This window comes from Streptomyces sp. NPDC002580, assembly GCF_042889485.1.
In the GTDB taxonomy this organism is placed as follows: domain Bacteria; phylum Actinomycetota; class Actinomycetes; order Streptomycetales; family Streptomycetaceae; genus Streptomyces.
Window position 1 is genome coordinate 43700 of record NZ_JBIAQZ010000013.1, and the last position, 14739, is coordinate 58438.

A 14739-nucleotide genomic window follows, 5' to 3' on the forward strand; every position below is an offset into this window, starting at 1 on the left:
GGGCTCCTCATGCGTAGGGGCTGTCGGTGCCCGCGGCGGCGGGCTTGGGCGTGCGGGCCGGACAGCAGCCGACCGGACACAGGTCGTGACTCGCGCCCAGCGCGCCCAGGGCACACGGTGTCACCCGTCGGCCGCTCTCGGCCGCGGCACGCTCCAGCACCAGGTCACGCACCGCGGCGGCGAACCGGGGATCCGCTCCCACCGTGGCCGAACGGCGCACCGGAAGCCCCAGCTCCGCCGCCTTCGCCCGCGCCTCGGTGTCCAGGTCGTACATGACCTCCATGTGATCCGACACGAACCCGATCGGCACCATCACCGCCGCCGCGGCCCCGGCCCCGTGCAGCTCCTCCAGGTGGTCGCAGATGTCCGGCTCGAGCCACGGGATGTGCGGGGCTCCGGAGCGGGACTGGTAGACGAGTTTCCACGGGTGGGCGATCCCGGTCTCCTCGCGGACCGCCTCCGCGATCGTCCGGGCCACGTCCAGGTGCTGCCGGACGTACGCCCCTCCGTCTCCGTGCCCCTCGACCGGGCCCGAGGTGTCCGCCGCGGCGGTCGGGATCGAGTGTGTGGTGAAGGCCAGGTGCGCGCCGGCCCGGACCTCCTCGGGAAGCTCCGCCAGCGATCGCAGGACGCCCTCGGTCATCGGCTCCACGAACCCGGGGTGGTTGAAGTAGTGCCGCAGTTTGTCGATCCGCGGTGGCTCCAGCCCCTCCTCCGCCAGGACGGCCAGCGCCGCGGCCAGGTCCTCGCGGTACTGCCGGCAGCCCGAGTACGAGGCGTACGCGCTGGTGGCCAGCACCAGGATCCGGCGCCGCCCGTCGGCGGCCATCTCGCGGAGCGTGTCGGTCAGATACGGCGCCCAGTTCCGGTTGCCCCAGTAGACCGGCAGCTCCAGGCCGTGCTCCGCGAAGTCCTTGCGCAGCACCTCGAGCAGGGTGCGGTTCTGGTCGTTGATGGGGCTGATCCCGTCGAACAGGAAGTAGTGCTGCCCCACTTCCTTGAGCCGTTCCTTGGGGATGCCCCTGCCCCGCGTCACGTTCTCCAGGAACGGGACCACTTCGTCCGGGCCCTCCGGACCGCCGAACGAGAGAAGGAGCAGGGCGTCGTAGGGGGTGGCATCGAGCACTTCTGGCATACCTCCGATCCTGCCATCCGTCACTGGTATGCGAGGAACGGCGGGGCGCCGAAGCAGTGGGCGGCGCCGGGACCGCCTGCCCCCGGGCATCGGAACCGGGCACGCGGAGGGGCCCGAGGAGCACACGCGGGATGTACGGGGTGATGTGCGGTGTGACGTACGGAGGAGCGTACGAGGGGCGCGTTAGGGTCACCTAACCCGTAAGCTGTATCGGCCAGCTTCACGCCTTACCGAAGTTCGGGCCGTCCATGGTGACCGGGAGGGGCCGAGCCGAGCCGACGGAGACCCCCGTGCCCAGCCCGTACCGCGCCCTGTTCGCCGCCCCCGGCTCCAAAAGCTTCTCCGCCGCCGGTCTGCTCGGCAGGATGCCGCTGTCCATGATGGGCATCGGCGTGGTCACGATGATCTCCCAGCTGACCGGGCGGTACGGCCTGGCGGGCGCCCTGTCGGCGACCATGGCGCTGGCGGCCGCGGTGATGGGTCCGCAGGTCTCGCGGCTGGTGGACCGGCACGGACAGCGGCGGATCCTGCGCCCGGTGACGCTCTTCGCGCTCGCGGCCGCCGCCGGACTGCTGGTCGCCGCGCACTTCGGGTGGCCCGACTGGGTGCTGTTCGCCTGCTCCGCCGGCATCGGCTGCGTACCGAGCGTCGGCGCGATGGTCCGGGCCCGCTGGGCCGCCCTCTACGGAGGCACCCCGCAGTTGCACACCGCGTACTCCCTGGAGTCCGTGGTGGACGAGATCTGCTTCATCTTCGGACCGATCATCTCCATCGGCCTGTCCACGATCTGGTTCCCGGAGGCCGGGCCGCTGCTCGCCGCCTGCTTCCTGGCGGCCGGGGTGTTCTGGCTGACCTCCCAGCGCGGCACCGAGCCCGAACCCCATCCGCGCGAGCAGCACGCCGCCGGTTCGGCGCTCCGTTCGGCCGGGCTCCAGGTCCTGGTGGCCACGTTCGTGGCGACCGGGACGATCTTCGGGGCCGTCGACGTGGTCACCGTGGCCTTCGCCGAGGAACAGGGCCACAAGGGCGCCGCGAGCGTCGTCCTCGCCCTCTACGCGGCGGGCTCCTGCCTCGCGGGAGCCGTCTTCGGACTGATGCACTTCAAGGGAGCGCCCGGACGAAGGTGGCTGCTGGGCATATGCGCGATGGCCGTGAGTATGATCCCCCTCCTACTGGTCGGAAACTTGCCGTTCCTGGCTGTGGCGCTGTTCGTTGCGGGCCTCTCCATCGCTCCCACGATGATCACGACGATGTCCCTCATCGAACAGCACGTACCTCGCGCGAAACTGACCGAAGGCATGACCTGGGTGAGCACAGGTCTGGCGGTCGGGATCGCGCTCGGCTCCTCCGTGGCCGGCTGGGTCATCGACTCCGCCGGCGCCGAGGCCGGGTACGGGGTTCCGGCGGTGGCCGGAGCCGTCGCGGTCGCGGTCGGTTTCCTCGGGTACCGCCGGCTCAGCAGGCCGGTTCCGCAGCGGGGAGGGTCTCATGAGCACCACAATGAGCGAGAAGAGCGGCACGTGGCGTAACTGGGCGGGGAACGTCACCGCCCGTCCCGTACGGGAGGTCACGCCCGCCTCGGTCGACGAGCTCGCCGCCGCCGTGCGGAAGGCCGCCGAGGACGGTCTGACGGTGAAGGCCGTCGGTACCGGGCACTCCTTCACGGCCGCCGCCGCGACCGACGGCGTATTGATCCGCCCTCAACTGTTGACCGGCATCCGCGCCATCGACCGTACGGCCATGACCGTCACGGTGGAGGCGGGCACCCCGCTCAAGAGGCTCAACATGGCACTCGCGCGGGAGGGCCTGTCGCTCACGAACATGGGCGACATCATGGAACAGACGGTGTCGGGGGCGACCAGTACCGGAACGCACGGCACCGGGCGGGACTCCGCCTCGATCGCCGCTCAGATCAAGGGCCTCGAGATGGTGACGGCGGACGGCTCGGTGCTGTCCTGCTCCGAGCACGAGAACCCGGAGGTCTTCGCGGCGGCCCGAATAGGGATCGGCGCCCTGGGCGTCGTCACGGCGATCACCTTCTCCGTGGAGCCCGTGTTCCTGCTCACGGCCCGCGAGGAGCCGATGACCTTCGACCGGGTGACGGCCGGCTTCGAGGACCTCTTCACCGAGAACGAGCACTTCGAGTTCTACTGGTTCCCGCACACCGGCAACTGCAACACCAAGCGCAACAACCGCAGCGCGGGACCCGAGAAGCCCGTACCGCCGGTCCGCGGCTGGATCGAGGACGAGTTCCTCTCCAACGGCGTCTTCCAGGTGGCCAACCTGCTCGGCCGGGCCGTGCCCTCGGCGATCCCCTCGATCGCCCGGCTCTCCAGCCGCGCGCTGTCCGCGCGGACCTACACCGACATCCCGTACAAGGTCTTCACCTCTCCGCGCCGCGTGCGTTTCGTGGAGATGGAGTACGCCGTGCCGCGCGAGGCCCTCGTGGAGACGCTGCGCGAACTGAAGTCGATGGTCGACCGCTCGGCGCTGCGGGTCAGCTTCCCCGTGGAGGTCCGGACCGCGCCCGCCGACGACATCGCGCTGTCCACCGCGTCCGGACGCGAGAGCGCCTACATCGCCGTCCACATGTTCAAGGGCACCCCGTACCAGGCGTACTTCACCGAGGCCGAGCGCATCTTCACCGCCCACGAGGGACGGCCGCACTGGGGCAAGGTGCACACCCGCGACGCGGAGTACTTCTCCAAGGTCTATCCGCGCTTCGGCGAGTTCACGGCGCTGCGGGATCGGCTCGACCCGGATCGGCGCTTCGCGAACGACTACTTGCGGAGGGTTCTGGGGTCGTAGCCGTCGCGCTGGGCTCGGGAGCCGGGGTACCGTCCCCGGCCTCCGGCCCCGACGAGGCTCCGTCGCCCGCCGTCGGTGCGGACTCCGTGTCCGCTCCACCGTCACCACCACTGCCGGTGCCGCTCTCCCGGTCACCCGAAACGCCGGCGCCGGTGGAGGCGGACGGTTCCCGCGGGGAGGCCGGGGGCGAGGACGGCGAGGAACCGGTCGACGGAGCCGTACCGGACTCCGGGCTCCCCGAACCCGCACCGTGTCCCTTGAAGGCGTCGCCGACCGTCGTACTCGTGCCGTCGCCGCCGAAGCTCCGCCCCGAGACCAGTTCGTACGTGGTGATTCCGGCCATCGTGACGCCGAAGACGAGGGCGGTCGCGACCAGCGGCCTTCTCCAACTCCTGACCCGCGCGCGGTAGACGGTCCCCTCCGTGAACCCGCCGGGGGTGCCGGCCACCGGCTGCGGCTTGGGTTTCCCCTGGACCGTCACGTCACGTATCTGCTCGCCGGTACGTCTGAAGAAGTGCTGGAAGATCGTCCCTCCGCAGGTGGCTACGGCGCTGACGAGTCCGGCGCCCAGGATCGTCCCGTAGACGCCGAAGTACGAGGCGAGTTTCGCGGCGACCACCGCCGCCACCGCACTGCCCGCCACTTGAGGGACGCTCAGGTCCACTCGCTTCTTCCTCGGCTCCACGTCGGCACCCGGCTCCTCGCCGCCGACTTCCGGCTTCTCACGCATTCCCGGACCTTGCCTGCCTTTCCCGTACTTGATCGACTGACCGCACAAGAAGGGGACGTACAGGCGAAACGATTAGTTCCGTTTCTACCGATTGCGTGAAGTGCGCCACGTTCCACGACCGCCGGGGCGGCGTCCGGAACGGCCAACTAGCACCCCCCGCTCGAAGTTGGGTGGCGTGCCGATCCGCGCATGTGGGCCGAATGGAGTACTGTTGCGAGCCCTGGGTCCGGACTCCCGCCGGGGTGTCCGGGGCCTTGCAGGACCGCCGGGAGGGGGCTCGTTGCACAGGGTGATGATGTTCGTCACTTAGCGTTGCGAATAGGTAACCGTGCCATAACGGCGACCCCGGGCCCGCGCCCGACACGCCGGGCAACTCGGCAAGGTTGTGGCAGGCTGCACCCGGGCAGGCCACACTCGACTAGCGGAAGCAGCGACGCACGTGACGTCGGCAGGCACCACCCGGGAGGTCCCCATGCCCGAACTGCGTGTCGTGGCCGTCTCTAACGACGGCACACGGCTGGTGCTGAAGGCTGCGGACAGTACGGAGTACACGCTTCCGATTGACGAGCGTCTGCGCGCCGCCGTACGCGGCGACCGTCCCCGCCTCGGCCAGATCGAGATCGAGGTGGAGAGCCACCTCCGCCCCCGAGACATCCAGGCGCGTATACGTGCCGGTGCTTCCGCGGAGGAAGTGGCCCAGCTCGCCGGTATCCCCGTCGATCGCGTTCGTCGCTTCGAGGGGCCCGTGCTGGCCGAGCGTGCCTTCATGGCCGAGCGCGCCAGGAAGACTCCCGTCCGCCGCCCAGGCGAGAACGCCGGACCCCAGCTCGGCGAGGCCGTCCAGGAGCGGCTGGTGATCCGGGGCGCCGAGAAGGACACCGTCCAGTGGGACTCGTGGCGCCGCGACGACGGCACCTGGGAAGTCCTGCTGGTCTACCGGGTCGCGGGCGAACCGCACGCGGCGAGCTGGACCTACGACCCGCCCAGGCGGCTCGTCCAGGCCGTCGACGACGAGGCCCGTTCACTGATCGGCGAGTCCGACGACCTGGCCGCGCCCGAGCCGAGCTTCCCGTTCGTGCCGCGGATCGCCCGGCTGCCCCGTGACCGTCCGCTGGACCGAGCCCTGGACCGGCAGGCGGAGCGGCCGAGCCTGCCGCCGTCCCCGGAGCCGGCCGAGGAGGCCGAGGACAGGGACTCGCTGACCAGCCTCCTGGAGGCGGTGCCCAGCTTCCGCGGCGACATGGTGGTACCCGAGCGCCCCGCCACCGCCGAACGCCCCGCCGCCGAGGAGCCCGCTCCGGAACCCGAGGAGGAGGAGCCCCCGGCTCCCGCCGCCTCGGCGGGTGCCGGTTCCGCGTACGCGGACGTGCTCATGCCCCGTTCGGTCGGCAGCCATCGCGACCGGCTCGTCGGTGCGACCGACCGTCAGGCCGAGGCCGACGGTGTCCGCCCGGGCCGTAGAGCGGCCGTTCCGAGCTGGGACGAGATCGTCTTCGGCACGCGACGGAAGAAGCAGGACTAGTCAGGCCTACGACGGCGGGCCCGCACCCATCCGGTGCGGGCCCGCCGTCGCGCGCTCCGCCCACCCCGGCCTGGGCAGCGGCTTCCCGCCCGGGTCTCCCGCACCGTCGGTGGCCACGCTCGAACCCCGGCCCTCGGCCCGGGCCCGGACATCAGCGGCCCAGCCGTCGAACCGGGCCACCGCGCCATAGCCGAGACGGGCAAGGGCAAGGGCAAGGGCGACAGCAACGGGGGCAGCCTCCCCCGCCCGGCTCGGCGGTTCCGGCACGGCGGTTCCGGCTCGGCACGCGGTCACTGCGGGTCGGGGCCCACCGCCACGGGCCGGTTCCCGTCCCGCGACCACTCCGACCACGAACCCACGTACAGCGCCGCGGGGATGTCGGCCACGGCGAGGGCCAGCACCTCGTGGGCGCCGGAGACGCCGGACCCGCAGTAGACACCGACCTCGGACGCGGGTGTCACGCCGAGGGACTTGAAACGGTCGACGAGTTCGGCCGCCGGCAGGAACCGTCCGTCCTCCGTGACGTTCTCGGTGGTCGGCGCGGAGACGGCGCCGGGAATGTGCCCGCCGACCGGATCGATCGGCTCGACCTCGCCCCGGTACCGCTCACCCGCGCGGGCGTCGAGCAACAGCCCGGTGCGGGCGAGCCCGGCAGCCCCGTCCGCGTCGAGCGACGGCAGCGTGCCGGGGCCCGGCGCGAAGGTTCCGGGTACCGGCGACGGGACCTCCGAGGACACCGGACCGCTCCAGGCGGCGAACCCGCCGTCAAGCACACGTACCGACGGATGACCCGAATGGCCCAGCAGCCACCAGGCGCGCGCGGCGGCCCAGCCCTGCCCTCCGTCGTACACGACGACGTCACGGTTCTCTGACACTCCGGCGGCCCGCATCGCTGCACCGAAGACCTCGGGATCGGGAAGCGGATGACGGCCCGCCGCACCGGCCGGACCAGCGAGTTCGGAATCCAGATCGACGAAGACCGCACCGGGGATGTGCGCGCTCTCGTACACGGAGCGCTGATCGGGGCCGCCCAACTGCCAGCGGACGTCGAGGAGTACCGGCGGGTTCGGACCGGCCAGATCGCTCGCGAGGTCGGATGCGCTGATGATGGCGTTCATGGTCACCATCCTCGCGCACGGGGTGGCCGCTTCGTCCATGTCCGGCTACTCTGCTCGGCCGGACAGGTCCGATCACGAGGCGTATGGGATCGGGCACATGCTGTACAACCGATGGACACCACGCAGAAATCACCCGGAAACAGGTGGTAAGCAGCAGATCGGGCGCCCTCCGGTCGCGGACTGTCGAACGGCGGCGCGGCCCGGACGCGCGGCACGACCGGTGGTGCGAACATCGGGACGGGGCGTGCGCGCACGCGACTCAGTACGCGTGTTCGCAGGCGGAAGGTGACCGGCCACCGCGAGGGGCCGAGAAGAGAGTGACGATGACCGAGGCACGGGAGTCGGCCGGCCCGAACGGGACCACGCACACTCGGTACACGCCCGGCGCACCATGCTGGGTGAGTCTGATGGTGCATGAGATGGCCGCGACCCAGGACTTCTACGGAGCGCTGTTCGGCTGGGAGTTCCAGCCGGGCCCCGCTCAGCTCGGCCCGTACGCGCGGGCACTGCTCGACGGCCACGAGGTGGCCGGCATCGGCCAGTTGCCGCCCGACCGCCACCTGCCGATCGCCTGGACGCCGTACTTCGCCTCGGCGGACGTGGACCAGACCGCCGAGACGGTACGGCTCAGCGGCGGAACGGTGGGGGTGGGTCCGATCGACGCCGCCGAGGCCGGGCGTCTGGCGATCGCCTCCGACCCGTCGGGCGCCGTCTTCGGCATCTGGCAGGTGGGGGCGCACCTGGGCACGGGGATCACCGGTGTCCCGGGCACGCCGGCGTGGAACGAACTCGTGACGCGCGACACCGAGAGCGTCGTCAAGTTCTACCAAGGGGTCTTCGGCTACGAACCGGCGCCGGCCGTCTCGGCCGATTTCGACTACGCGACCCTGCGCGTCGACGGTCGCCCGGTGGCCGGCGTCCACGGCGTGGGCAACGCACTGCCCCGCGACCGCGGCCCGCACTGGCTGACGTACTTCGAGGCCTCCGACGTGGACGACACCGTCCGCCGCGTCACGGAACTCGGCGGGCACCTCCTCGCGGCGGCCCACGACTCGCCGTACGGCCGCGTGGCGACGGTGGCGGATCCCGAGGGCGCCATGTTCTCCCTGATCCACGCCGTCGCCTGACACGGTGAAGCACCCGAGGCGCCGCGGAGCCGGCACACCGGGCGGAGTGTCGGACCGGGCGCGCCACACCTCGGGGAACGGCCCCGGAGAAGGCCTCAGGCCGAGGCGATCGGCAGGACGTCCGGGGACAGGGCGCTCGCGTGCGCCGTGGCGGCTGTCATCCGGCGGCGGTGGTGCCGGCGGCACAGGACCTCGTAGCCGATGTCATCGACCTGGTTGACGTCGCCGACGACGACCTGCGCGCCTTCGACGACCATCTCGCCGGCCACGGTGCGGGCGTTGTGCGTGGCGCGGGCGCCGCACCAGCACAGGGCCTCCACCTGGAGTACCTCGACGCGGTCGGCGAGTTCGACCAGGCGCTGAGAGCCCGGGAAGAGCTTGGAGCGGAAGTCGGTCGTGATCCCGAAGGCGAACACGTCGACGCCCAGGTCGTCCACCACGCGGGCCAGCTGGTCGATCTGCCGGGGGGCCAGGAACTGGGCCTCGTCCGCGATCACGTAGTCCGCCCGGCCGCCCTTGGAGAGATGGTCGACCAGATAGGCGTACAGGTCCTGGTCGTCGGCCACCTCGACCGCGTCGGTGACCAGGCCGAGGCGCGAGGAGAGCTTGCCCTCGCCCGCGCGGTCGTCACGCGTGAAGATCATGCCCTGCAGGCCCCGCGCCGAGCGGTTGTGCTCGATCTGGAGAGCCAGCGTGGACTTCCCGCAGTCCATCGTTCCGGAGAAGAACACCAGCTCGGGCATGGGAAGTTGAGCACCTTTCGGCAACGGAGGAGGGAGGCAGGGAGTCAGGAGCGTACTTGGAGGAGGGGCACCAGTTGCTCGGCAGGGGTCATCGAACCGTGGTTGCCGACCATCACCGACTCCTTCGGCTCCCGCTCGGACGCGATGATCAGGACGTCGTCCCGGGCGGCGGCGACCACGTCGCCCAGCCGGGCGTACACCCGCTCGTCGACCTGCGGACCGAACCAGCCCGCCGCGATCGCCTCGTCCCGGGAGGCGATCCAGAACTGCTCGCCGAGGACCTCGCGCCAGCAGGTCAGCACGTCGGCCTCGGCACCCGGGACCGCGTACACGTGACGGGCACGGCCCTCGCCGCCCAGCAGGGCGACCCCGGCGCGCAGCTCCCAGTCCTCGTCGAAGTCGATGCGGTGCTGCTCGTCGAACGGGACGTCGATCATGCCGTGATCGGCGGTGACGTACAGCGAGGAGCGCGGCGGCAGCTGCTCCGCGAGGCGCTGGACCAGTCGGTCCACGTACATCAGCTGGCCGCGCCAGGGGTCCGAGTCGATGCCGAAGCGGTGGCCCTTGCCGTCCACCTCCGCGTAGTACGTGTAGACCAAGGAGCGGTCGCCGGCCGCCAGTTGCTCGGCTGCCAGATCCATGCGCTCCTCGCCGGTCAGTCTTCCGTGGAACGTCCCGCCGCTCAGCGCGATCTTCGTCAGCGGAGTGTTCTGGAAGGTGGGCGAGGAGACCTGGGCGGTGTGCACGCCCGCCGCGTCGGCGAGTTGGAAGATCGTGGGGTAGGGCTGCCAGGCTCCCGGGTCGCTCCACGGGTTCCAGCGGAGCTGGTTCATCAGCGCGCCGGTGTCGGGGTTGCGCACGGTGTAGCCGGGCAGACCGTGCGCGCCCGGGGGCAGGCCGGTGCCGACGGAGGCGAGGGAGGTCGCGGTGGTCGCCGGGTAGCCGGCGGTGATCGGACGCCCCGTGTCACCGCGCGAGGACGCGAGGAGCGAGGTCATGAAGGGTGCCTCGTCCGGGTGAGCCCTGAGCTGCTCCCAGCCGAGGCCGTCGATCAGGAACACGCAGTTCCGGTCGGCCGGCGTCAGCTCCGGTATGGCGGCGGTCACGCCGGGCACGGACATGCCCGCGGCGAGCGTGGGCAGCAGGTCGGCCAGGGAGCCGGTGCCGTACTCGGGGACGGGCGCGGATCCGATGGCGAGCGGTTCCGGGTGGTCCCAGGTGGACAGCGCCATCAGCGGGCGGTGTCCGCGGTCGCCTCGGACAGGGACTGCGCGAAGGCGAGCGCCTGGCGGACGGTCTCGGGGCCGTCCCCGGCCTCGCTGACGCGCAGGCTCAGGTCGTCCGCCGTCGAGTTGCCCGTGTAGCCGTGATCCGCCTCGCAATTGGCGTCGCCGCAGGCGGCCGGCTCCAGGTCGATGCGGGAGACGGCGCCCCAGCCGATGGTCAGGACCACCTCGCGGGGCAGCGTGCCCGGCGTGTACGACTCGGGGTTCGCGACGACCCGGCTGACGACGACCGACGAGATCCGGCCGATCTTGACCGACTCCGTCGAGGTCGTGGCGTACGGCGTCGGGGACGTGGTGTCCGCGTTCTGCTCGTCGGTGTGGCTCACGATGAAGCGATTGCCGGTGAGGACGAGCACGGTGACGTGCCGCCGTACCTCGTTCGCGTCGAACGTCGTCTCCTGGTGGACCAGGTACGACCGGATGGTCTCGCCGCCGATGGCGGCCTCCACCGCCTCGGCCACGAGGGCCGGGTAGTAGCCGCTGCGCTCGATCGCCGCTCGCAGCCCCTGGGTCGTCGTACTGGTCTTGGCCATGTCCTCCATCCTACGGGGGCCCACTGACTGCGAGGCACCGCTCGCCAGGGTCTGTCGTGGACGGAACAGATCGAAACGGGAACGGCGACCGCGAGGACGTGGACACCCGGACGGCGGCGGCTCGGCTGCGACGGGCCGGTGCGGGGGCGCGCACGGCGGCGGGCCGGACGGCAGGCGGACACCCCCGGTCGTCACCCGGGGCGGGCCCGCGTTTCAGGGCGCCGGTCCCCCGCCGCACCCCTCGGACGCCGACGGGGCCCGGGGCGGACGCATGCGCCCGGGACACGGCTCCCCACGGGCGGCCGGCAGTACTCAGACGACGGGGAGTGTCCGGGGCCCGAGGTCGTCCCGGAGCGGTGCCCGGGCCAGTCGTACCGTGGCGCCCAGCACGCTCAGGCCGGTCGGCGCGACCACCACCGGCTCCAGGGAGACCGCGACGACCTCGGGGTGGTCGTCGACCAGCCTGGACACGCGCAGCATGAGCTCTTCGAGGGCGGCCGTGTCGACCGGTGCGGAGCCCCGCCAGCCGAACAGGAGCGGTGCCGTCCGGATCGACCGGATCAGCGAGGTCGCGTCCCGGTCGGTGACCGGAATCAGCCGGTGCGCGGTGTCCCCGAGCAGTTCTGAGGCGGCTCCGGAGAGCCCGAAGGAGAGGACGGCCCCGGCCGCGGGGTCGATCACCGCGCGGACGACCGTGTCGACGCCGCGCGGCGCCATCCCCTGCACGACCGGCCGCAGGACCGTGGGCGTCCCGAACAGCTCGGTCAACTCCGTGTACGCCCGGCGCAGTTGCTCCTCGTCCGCGAGGTCGAGCCGTACGCCGCCCAGGTCTGCGCGGTGTCGCAGGTGCGGGGCGGTGGTCTTGAGGGCCACGGGATAGCCGATGGCCCGCGCGGCCGCCACGGCGTCGTCCGGCGTGGCGGCGGGCAGGGCCCGGTGCACGTCGATGCCGTACCGCCCGAGCAGGGCCGCCGTCTCCTCACCGCCGAGCGTCAGCCCCTCCCCGCGCGCGAGGAGGTCGTCGACCATCCGGGCCGCCCCCTTCTCGTCGATGTCCTCGTACTCGGGCACCTTGCCGGGCTCGCCGGCGTCCTGGCGCCACCGGGAGTAGTTGACGGCCTCGGCGAGTGCGCGGACGGCACGCTCGGCGGCGGGGTACGCGGGGATCAGCCGGGAGTCCGGCGCGACGTCGGCGGGGACCGAGGCGGGCGAACGGTTCGCCGGGTGGAACCGGGCTCCGGGCGCCGCGCCGGGCGCCGTCCCGGCGGTCTGGGGAGCGGTGCTCGCGGCGGCGGACAGCGCCTCGGCGAGCCCGCCCAGTTCGACGTGCACCACGAGCACGGGTTTCGCCGGAGCCGCCGCGGCGGAGGACCGGAGCGCCTCGGCCAGTGCGGCGTCGGCGGCCGACGTCTCCCCCACCGCCGGTATGGCCGTCACGACGACGGCGTCACAGCTGTCGTCCGTCAGGGCGGCCGACAGCGCCCGGTGGAAGTCCTCCGCGGAGGCGGCCGTGGTCAGGTCCTGGGGGGGCAGGGGCCTGAGCCCTTCGGCGAGGCACGCGTCGTACGTCAGGAGCCCCAGCGACTCGGAGTTCCCGAGGATCGCGACCCTGGGTCCCCGCGGAAGCGGCTGACGGGCCAGCAGGAGGCCCGCGTCGACGAGTTCGGTGATCGTGTCCACCCGGATCACTCCGGCCTGGCGCAGCAGCGCGGACACGGTCGCGTGCGGCAGCCGCGTGGCCCGGACCGCGTGCCCCTGGGGGGCGGCCCCGCCGTGCCGTGCGCCCTGGACCACGACCAGCGGTTTCACGGCCGCGGTCCGCCGGGCGAGGCGGGTGAACTTGCGCGGGTTGCCGATGGATTCGAGATACATCAGGGCGACGTCGGTCTCCGGGTCGTCGTACCAGTACTGGAGTACGTCGTTCCCGGAGACGTCCGCGCGGTTCCCTGAGGAGACGAAGGTCGACACTCCGGTCACCCCCGTGACGCCGCCGCCGCGCCGGTGCAGCCGGGACAGCAGGGCGATGCCGATGGCCCCGGACTGCGCGAACAGGCCGATACGGCCCGGGCGTGGCATCTGCGGTGCGAGCGAGGCGTTGAGGCGCACCCCGGGGGACGTGTTGATGATTCCGAAGGCGTTGGGCCCGATGATGCGCATCCCGTACGTACGCGCGCGGCGCACGAGCTCGCGCTGGCGCTCGCGGCCCTCCGCGCCACTCTCGGCGTAACCGGCGGAGACCACGACGAGCCCCTGCACCCCGTGCTCGCCGCATTCCGTGACGACCTCGGGCACGTGCTCGGCGGGCACCGCGACGACGGCGAGGTCCACGGGCTCGGCAATGTCCCGGACGGAGCGGTGCGCCGGGACCCCGTCGATTTCCTTCTCCTGAAGCGCCGCGTTCACGGCGTACAGGCGGCCGGTGAAGCCCGCGTCCCGCAGGTTGTCGAGGACACTGCGGCCGACCCCTCCGGGTGCGCGCCCCACGCCGATGACGGCGACCGAGCCGGGGGCGAGCAGTCGCTGCACGGACCGTGCCTCGGCACGCTGCTCCCGCGCGCGCTGCACGGCGAGCGACCGGTCGGTGGGTTCGAGATCGAACTCCAGGCGTACGACGCCGTCCTCGAAGCTGCGCTTCTGGGTGTACCCGGCGTCCGTGAACACCTTGATCATCTTGTTGTTCGCGGGCAGCACCTCGGCGGCGAAACGGCGGATGTCCCGCTCGCGGGCCACGGCCCCGATGTGTTCGAGCAGGGCCGAGGCGACACCGCGGCCATGATGGGCGTCCTGCACGAGGAAGGCCACCTCGGCCTCGTCGGCGGGCGCGGACGCCGGCATGCCGTCGGCGTCGATCCGGTCGTAGCGGACGGTGGCGATGAACTCGTCGCCCACGGTGGCCGCGAGGCCGACGCGGTCCACGAAGTCGTGATGGGTGAACCGGTGGACGTCCTTGGCGGACAGCCGCGGGTACGGCGCGAAGAAGCGGTAGTACTTCGACTCGTCGGACACCTGCTCGTAGAAGCTGACCAGGCGCTCGGCGTCGTCCACGGTGATGGGCCTGATGCGCGCGGTGCCGCCGTCGCGCAGCACCACGTCGGCCTCCCAGTGAGCGGGGTACTCGTGCCGGTCCGACGAGGTCTGCATGGGGCCCAGAGTACGGCTCGCGTACGACAACGGCGCGAGGCAGTCTGTGGAGACGGGCGCCGGAGCGGGGTCGTGTTCCGACGTCGCGGCGGACGGACGACGGGCCGCCCGGGCACGCCTCGCGATATGGGACACTGGTCTAGACAACCCTGAATACCTGAAGGGCAGCATCACATGGCTGAGCGCCGCGTCAACGTCGGCTGGAACGAGGGCCTCCACGCCCGCCCCGCCTCCATCTTCGTCCGGGCCGCCTCGGCCTCCGGCATCTCCCTGACGATCGCCAAGGCCGACGGCGACCCCGTCAACGCAGCCTCCATGCTCGCGGTGCTCGGCCTGGGCGCCCAGGGCGGCGAGGAGATCGTCCTCGCGTCGGACGCCGAGGGCGCCGACGCCGCTCTCGACCGGCTGGCGAAGCTCGTCGCCGAGGGGCTCGACGAGCTCCCCGAGACCGTCTGAGCCCACGAGGCATCCGGACATCACACGGCTGAGCCGCGGGGCGCCGACGCCGCCCGGGGCGCCGCCCCCCGTAGGGCTGGCCCCCCCCCAACAAAAGCGCCCCACACACCCCCCACCGACAACGAAGAGGCCGGCAAAAA

At 72.0% G+C, this 14739-nt stretch carries 12 protein-coding genes; 5 read left to right on the plus strand and 7 right to left on the minus strand.

What is annotated here, in order from left to right; all coding sequences use genetic code 11:
• Positions 1-7: 7 nt before the first annotated feature.
• Positions 8-1135 (minus strand): ferrochelatase, encoded by a 1128-nt coding sequence (locus ACFYW7_RS33180; RefSeq protein WP_389509240.1) that lies wholly within the window; start codon positions 1133-1135, stop codon positions 8-10.
• Between the two features lie 290 nt (positions 1136-1425).
• Between ACFYW7_RS33180 and ACFYW7_RS33185 the strand changes: the two genes are divergently transcribed.
• Both ACFYW7_RS33185 and ACFYW7_RS33190 read left to right on the plus strand, forming a co-directional pair.
• The gene (locus ACFYW7_RS33185) at positions 1426-2664 is read left to right on the plus strand and encodes an MFS transporter (RefSeq protein ID WP_389509242.1); all 1239 of its coding nucleotides are present in this window, start codon (positions 1426-1428) and stop codon (positions 2662-2664) included.
• Positions 2624-3943: a D-arabinono-1,4-lactone oxidase gene (locus ACFYW7_RS33190; protein WP_389509243.1), complete on the plus strand. Its 1320-nt coding sequence runs from the start codon at positions 2624-2626 to the stop codon at positions 3941-3943. The genes ACFYW7_RS33185 and ACFYW7_RS33190 overlap by 41 nt, the downstream gene beginning before the upstream one ends.
• On the opposite strand, the gene ACFYW7_RS33195 is transcribed toward ACFYW7_RS33190, so the two are convergent.
• Positions 3867-4673: a hypothetical protein gene (locus ACFYW7_RS33195; protein WP_389509245.1), complete on the minus strand. Its 807-nt coding sequence runs from the start codon at positions 4671-4673 to the stop codon at positions 3867-3869. The two genes, ACFYW7_RS33190 and ACFYW7_RS33195, sit on opposite strands and share 77 nt — an antisense overlap.
• 439 nt (positions 4674-5112) lie before the next feature.
• On the opposite strand from ACFYW7_RS33195, the gene sepH reads away from it, so the two are divergent.
• Positions 5113-6195, plus strand: coding sequence for a septation protein SepH (gene sepH, locus ACFYW7_RS33200; RefSeq protein ID WP_389509249.1), 1083 nt, complete (start codon positions 5113-5115; stop codon positions 6193-6195).
• A 290-nt stretch (positions 6196-6485) separates the two neighbouring features.
• On the opposite strand, the gene ACFYW7_RS33205 is transcribed toward sepH, so the two are convergent.
• Positions 6486-7313, minus strand: coding sequence for a sulfurtransferase (locus ACFYW7_RS33205; protein ID WP_389509251.1), 828 nt, complete (start codon positions 7311-7313; stop codon positions 6486-6488).
• Between the two features lie 323 nt (positions 7314-7636).
• Between ACFYW7_RS33205 and ACFYW7_RS33210 the strand changes: the two genes are divergently transcribed.
• Positions 7637-8440, plus strand: a complete 804-nt coding sequence (locus tag ACFYW7_RS33210) for a VOC family protein (protein ID WP_389509253.1) — start codon at positions 7637-7639, stop codon at positions 8438-8440.
• Between the two features lie 95 nt (positions 8441-8535).
• Here the strand turns inward: ACFYW7_RS33210 and ACFYW7_RS33215 are convergent, their stop codons facing one another.
• From ACFYW7_RS33215 to ACFYW7_RS33230, 4 genes are all read right to left on the minus strand, one after another.
• Positions 8536-9183 (minus strand): thymidine kinase, encoded by a 648-nt coding sequence (locus ACFYW7_RS33215; RefSeq protein WP_389509255.1) that lies wholly within the window; start codon positions 9181-9183, stop codon positions 8536-8538.
• A gap of 44 nt (positions 9184-9227) precedes the next feature.
• A complete protein-coding gene (locus ACFYW7_RS33220; protein WP_389509257.1) occupies positions 9228-10415 on the minus strand; it encodes an alkaline phosphatase family protein in 1188 nt (395 codons plus the stop codon).
• Positions 10415-11002, minus strand: coding sequence for a DUF5998 family protein (locus ACFYW7_RS33225; protein WP_389509259.1), 588 nt, complete (start codon positions 11000-11002; stop codon positions 10415-10417). Before ACFYW7_RS33225 ends, ACFYW7_RS33220 begins: the two co-directional genes overlap by 1 nt.
• Positions 11003-11314: 312 nt before the next feature.
• Positions 11315-14143 (minus strand): GNAT family N-acetyltransferase, encoded by a 2829-nt coding sequence (locus tag ACFYW7_RS33230; protein ID WP_389509261.1) that lies wholly within the window; start codon positions 14141-14143, stop codon positions 11315-11317.
• 174 nt (positions 14144-14317) lie between these two features.
• Between ACFYW7_RS33230 and ACFYW7_RS33235 the strand changes: the two genes are divergently transcribed.
• Positions 14318-14599, plus strand: coding sequence for an HPr family phosphocarrier protein (locus tag ACFYW7_RS33235; protein ID WP_389509263.1), 282 nt, complete (start codon positions 14318-14320; stop codon positions 14597-14599).
• Positions 14600-14739 lie beyond the last annotated feature (140 nt).

Excerpts from the sequence above, each read along its gene's own strand:
- ACFYW7_RS33210 (WP_389509253.1), top strand. The coding sequence starts at position 7,637 with ATGACCGAGGCACGGGAGTCGGCCGGCCCGAACGGGACCACGCACACT.
- ACFYW7_RS33195 (WP_389509245.1), bottom strand. The coding sequence starts at position 4,673 with ATGCGTGAGAAGCCGGAAGTCGGCGGCGAGGAGCCGGGTGCCGACGTG.
- ACFYW7_RS33205 (WP_389509251.1), bottom strand. The coding sequence starts at position 7,313 with ATGAACGCCATCATCAGCGCATCCGACCTCGCGAGCGATCTGGCCGGT.
- ACFYW7_RS33230 (WP_389509261.1), bottom strand. The coding sequence starts at position 14,143 with ATGCAGACCTCGTCGGACCGGCACGAGTACCCCGCTCACTGGGAGGCC.
- ACFYW7_RS33180 (WP_389509240.1), bottom strand. The coding sequence starts at position 1,135 with ATGCCAGAAGTGCTCGATGCCACCCCCTACGACGCCCTGCTCCTTCTC.
- ACFYW7_RS33235 (WP_389509263.1), top strand. The coding sequence starts at position 14,318 with ATGGCTGAGCGCCGCGTCAACGTCGGCTGGAACGAGGGCCTCCACGCC.
- ACFYW7_RS33220 (WP_389509257.1), bottom strand. The coding sequence starts at position 10,415 with ATGGCGCTGTCCACCTGGGACCACCCGGAACCGCTCGCCATCGGATCC.
- ACFYW7_RS33190 (WP_389509243.1), top strand. The coding sequence starts at position 2,624 with ATGAGCACCACAATGAGCGAGAAGAGCGGCACGTGGCGTAACTGGGCG.
- ACFYW7_RS33225 (WP_389509259.1), bottom strand. The coding sequence starts at position 11,002 with ATGGCCAAGACCAGTACGACGACCCAGGGGCTGCGAGCGGCGATCGAG.
- ACFYW7_RS33215 (WP_389509255.1), bottom strand. The coding sequence starts at position 9,183 with ATGCCCGAGCTGGTGTTCTTCTCCGGAACGATGGACTGCGGGAAGTCC.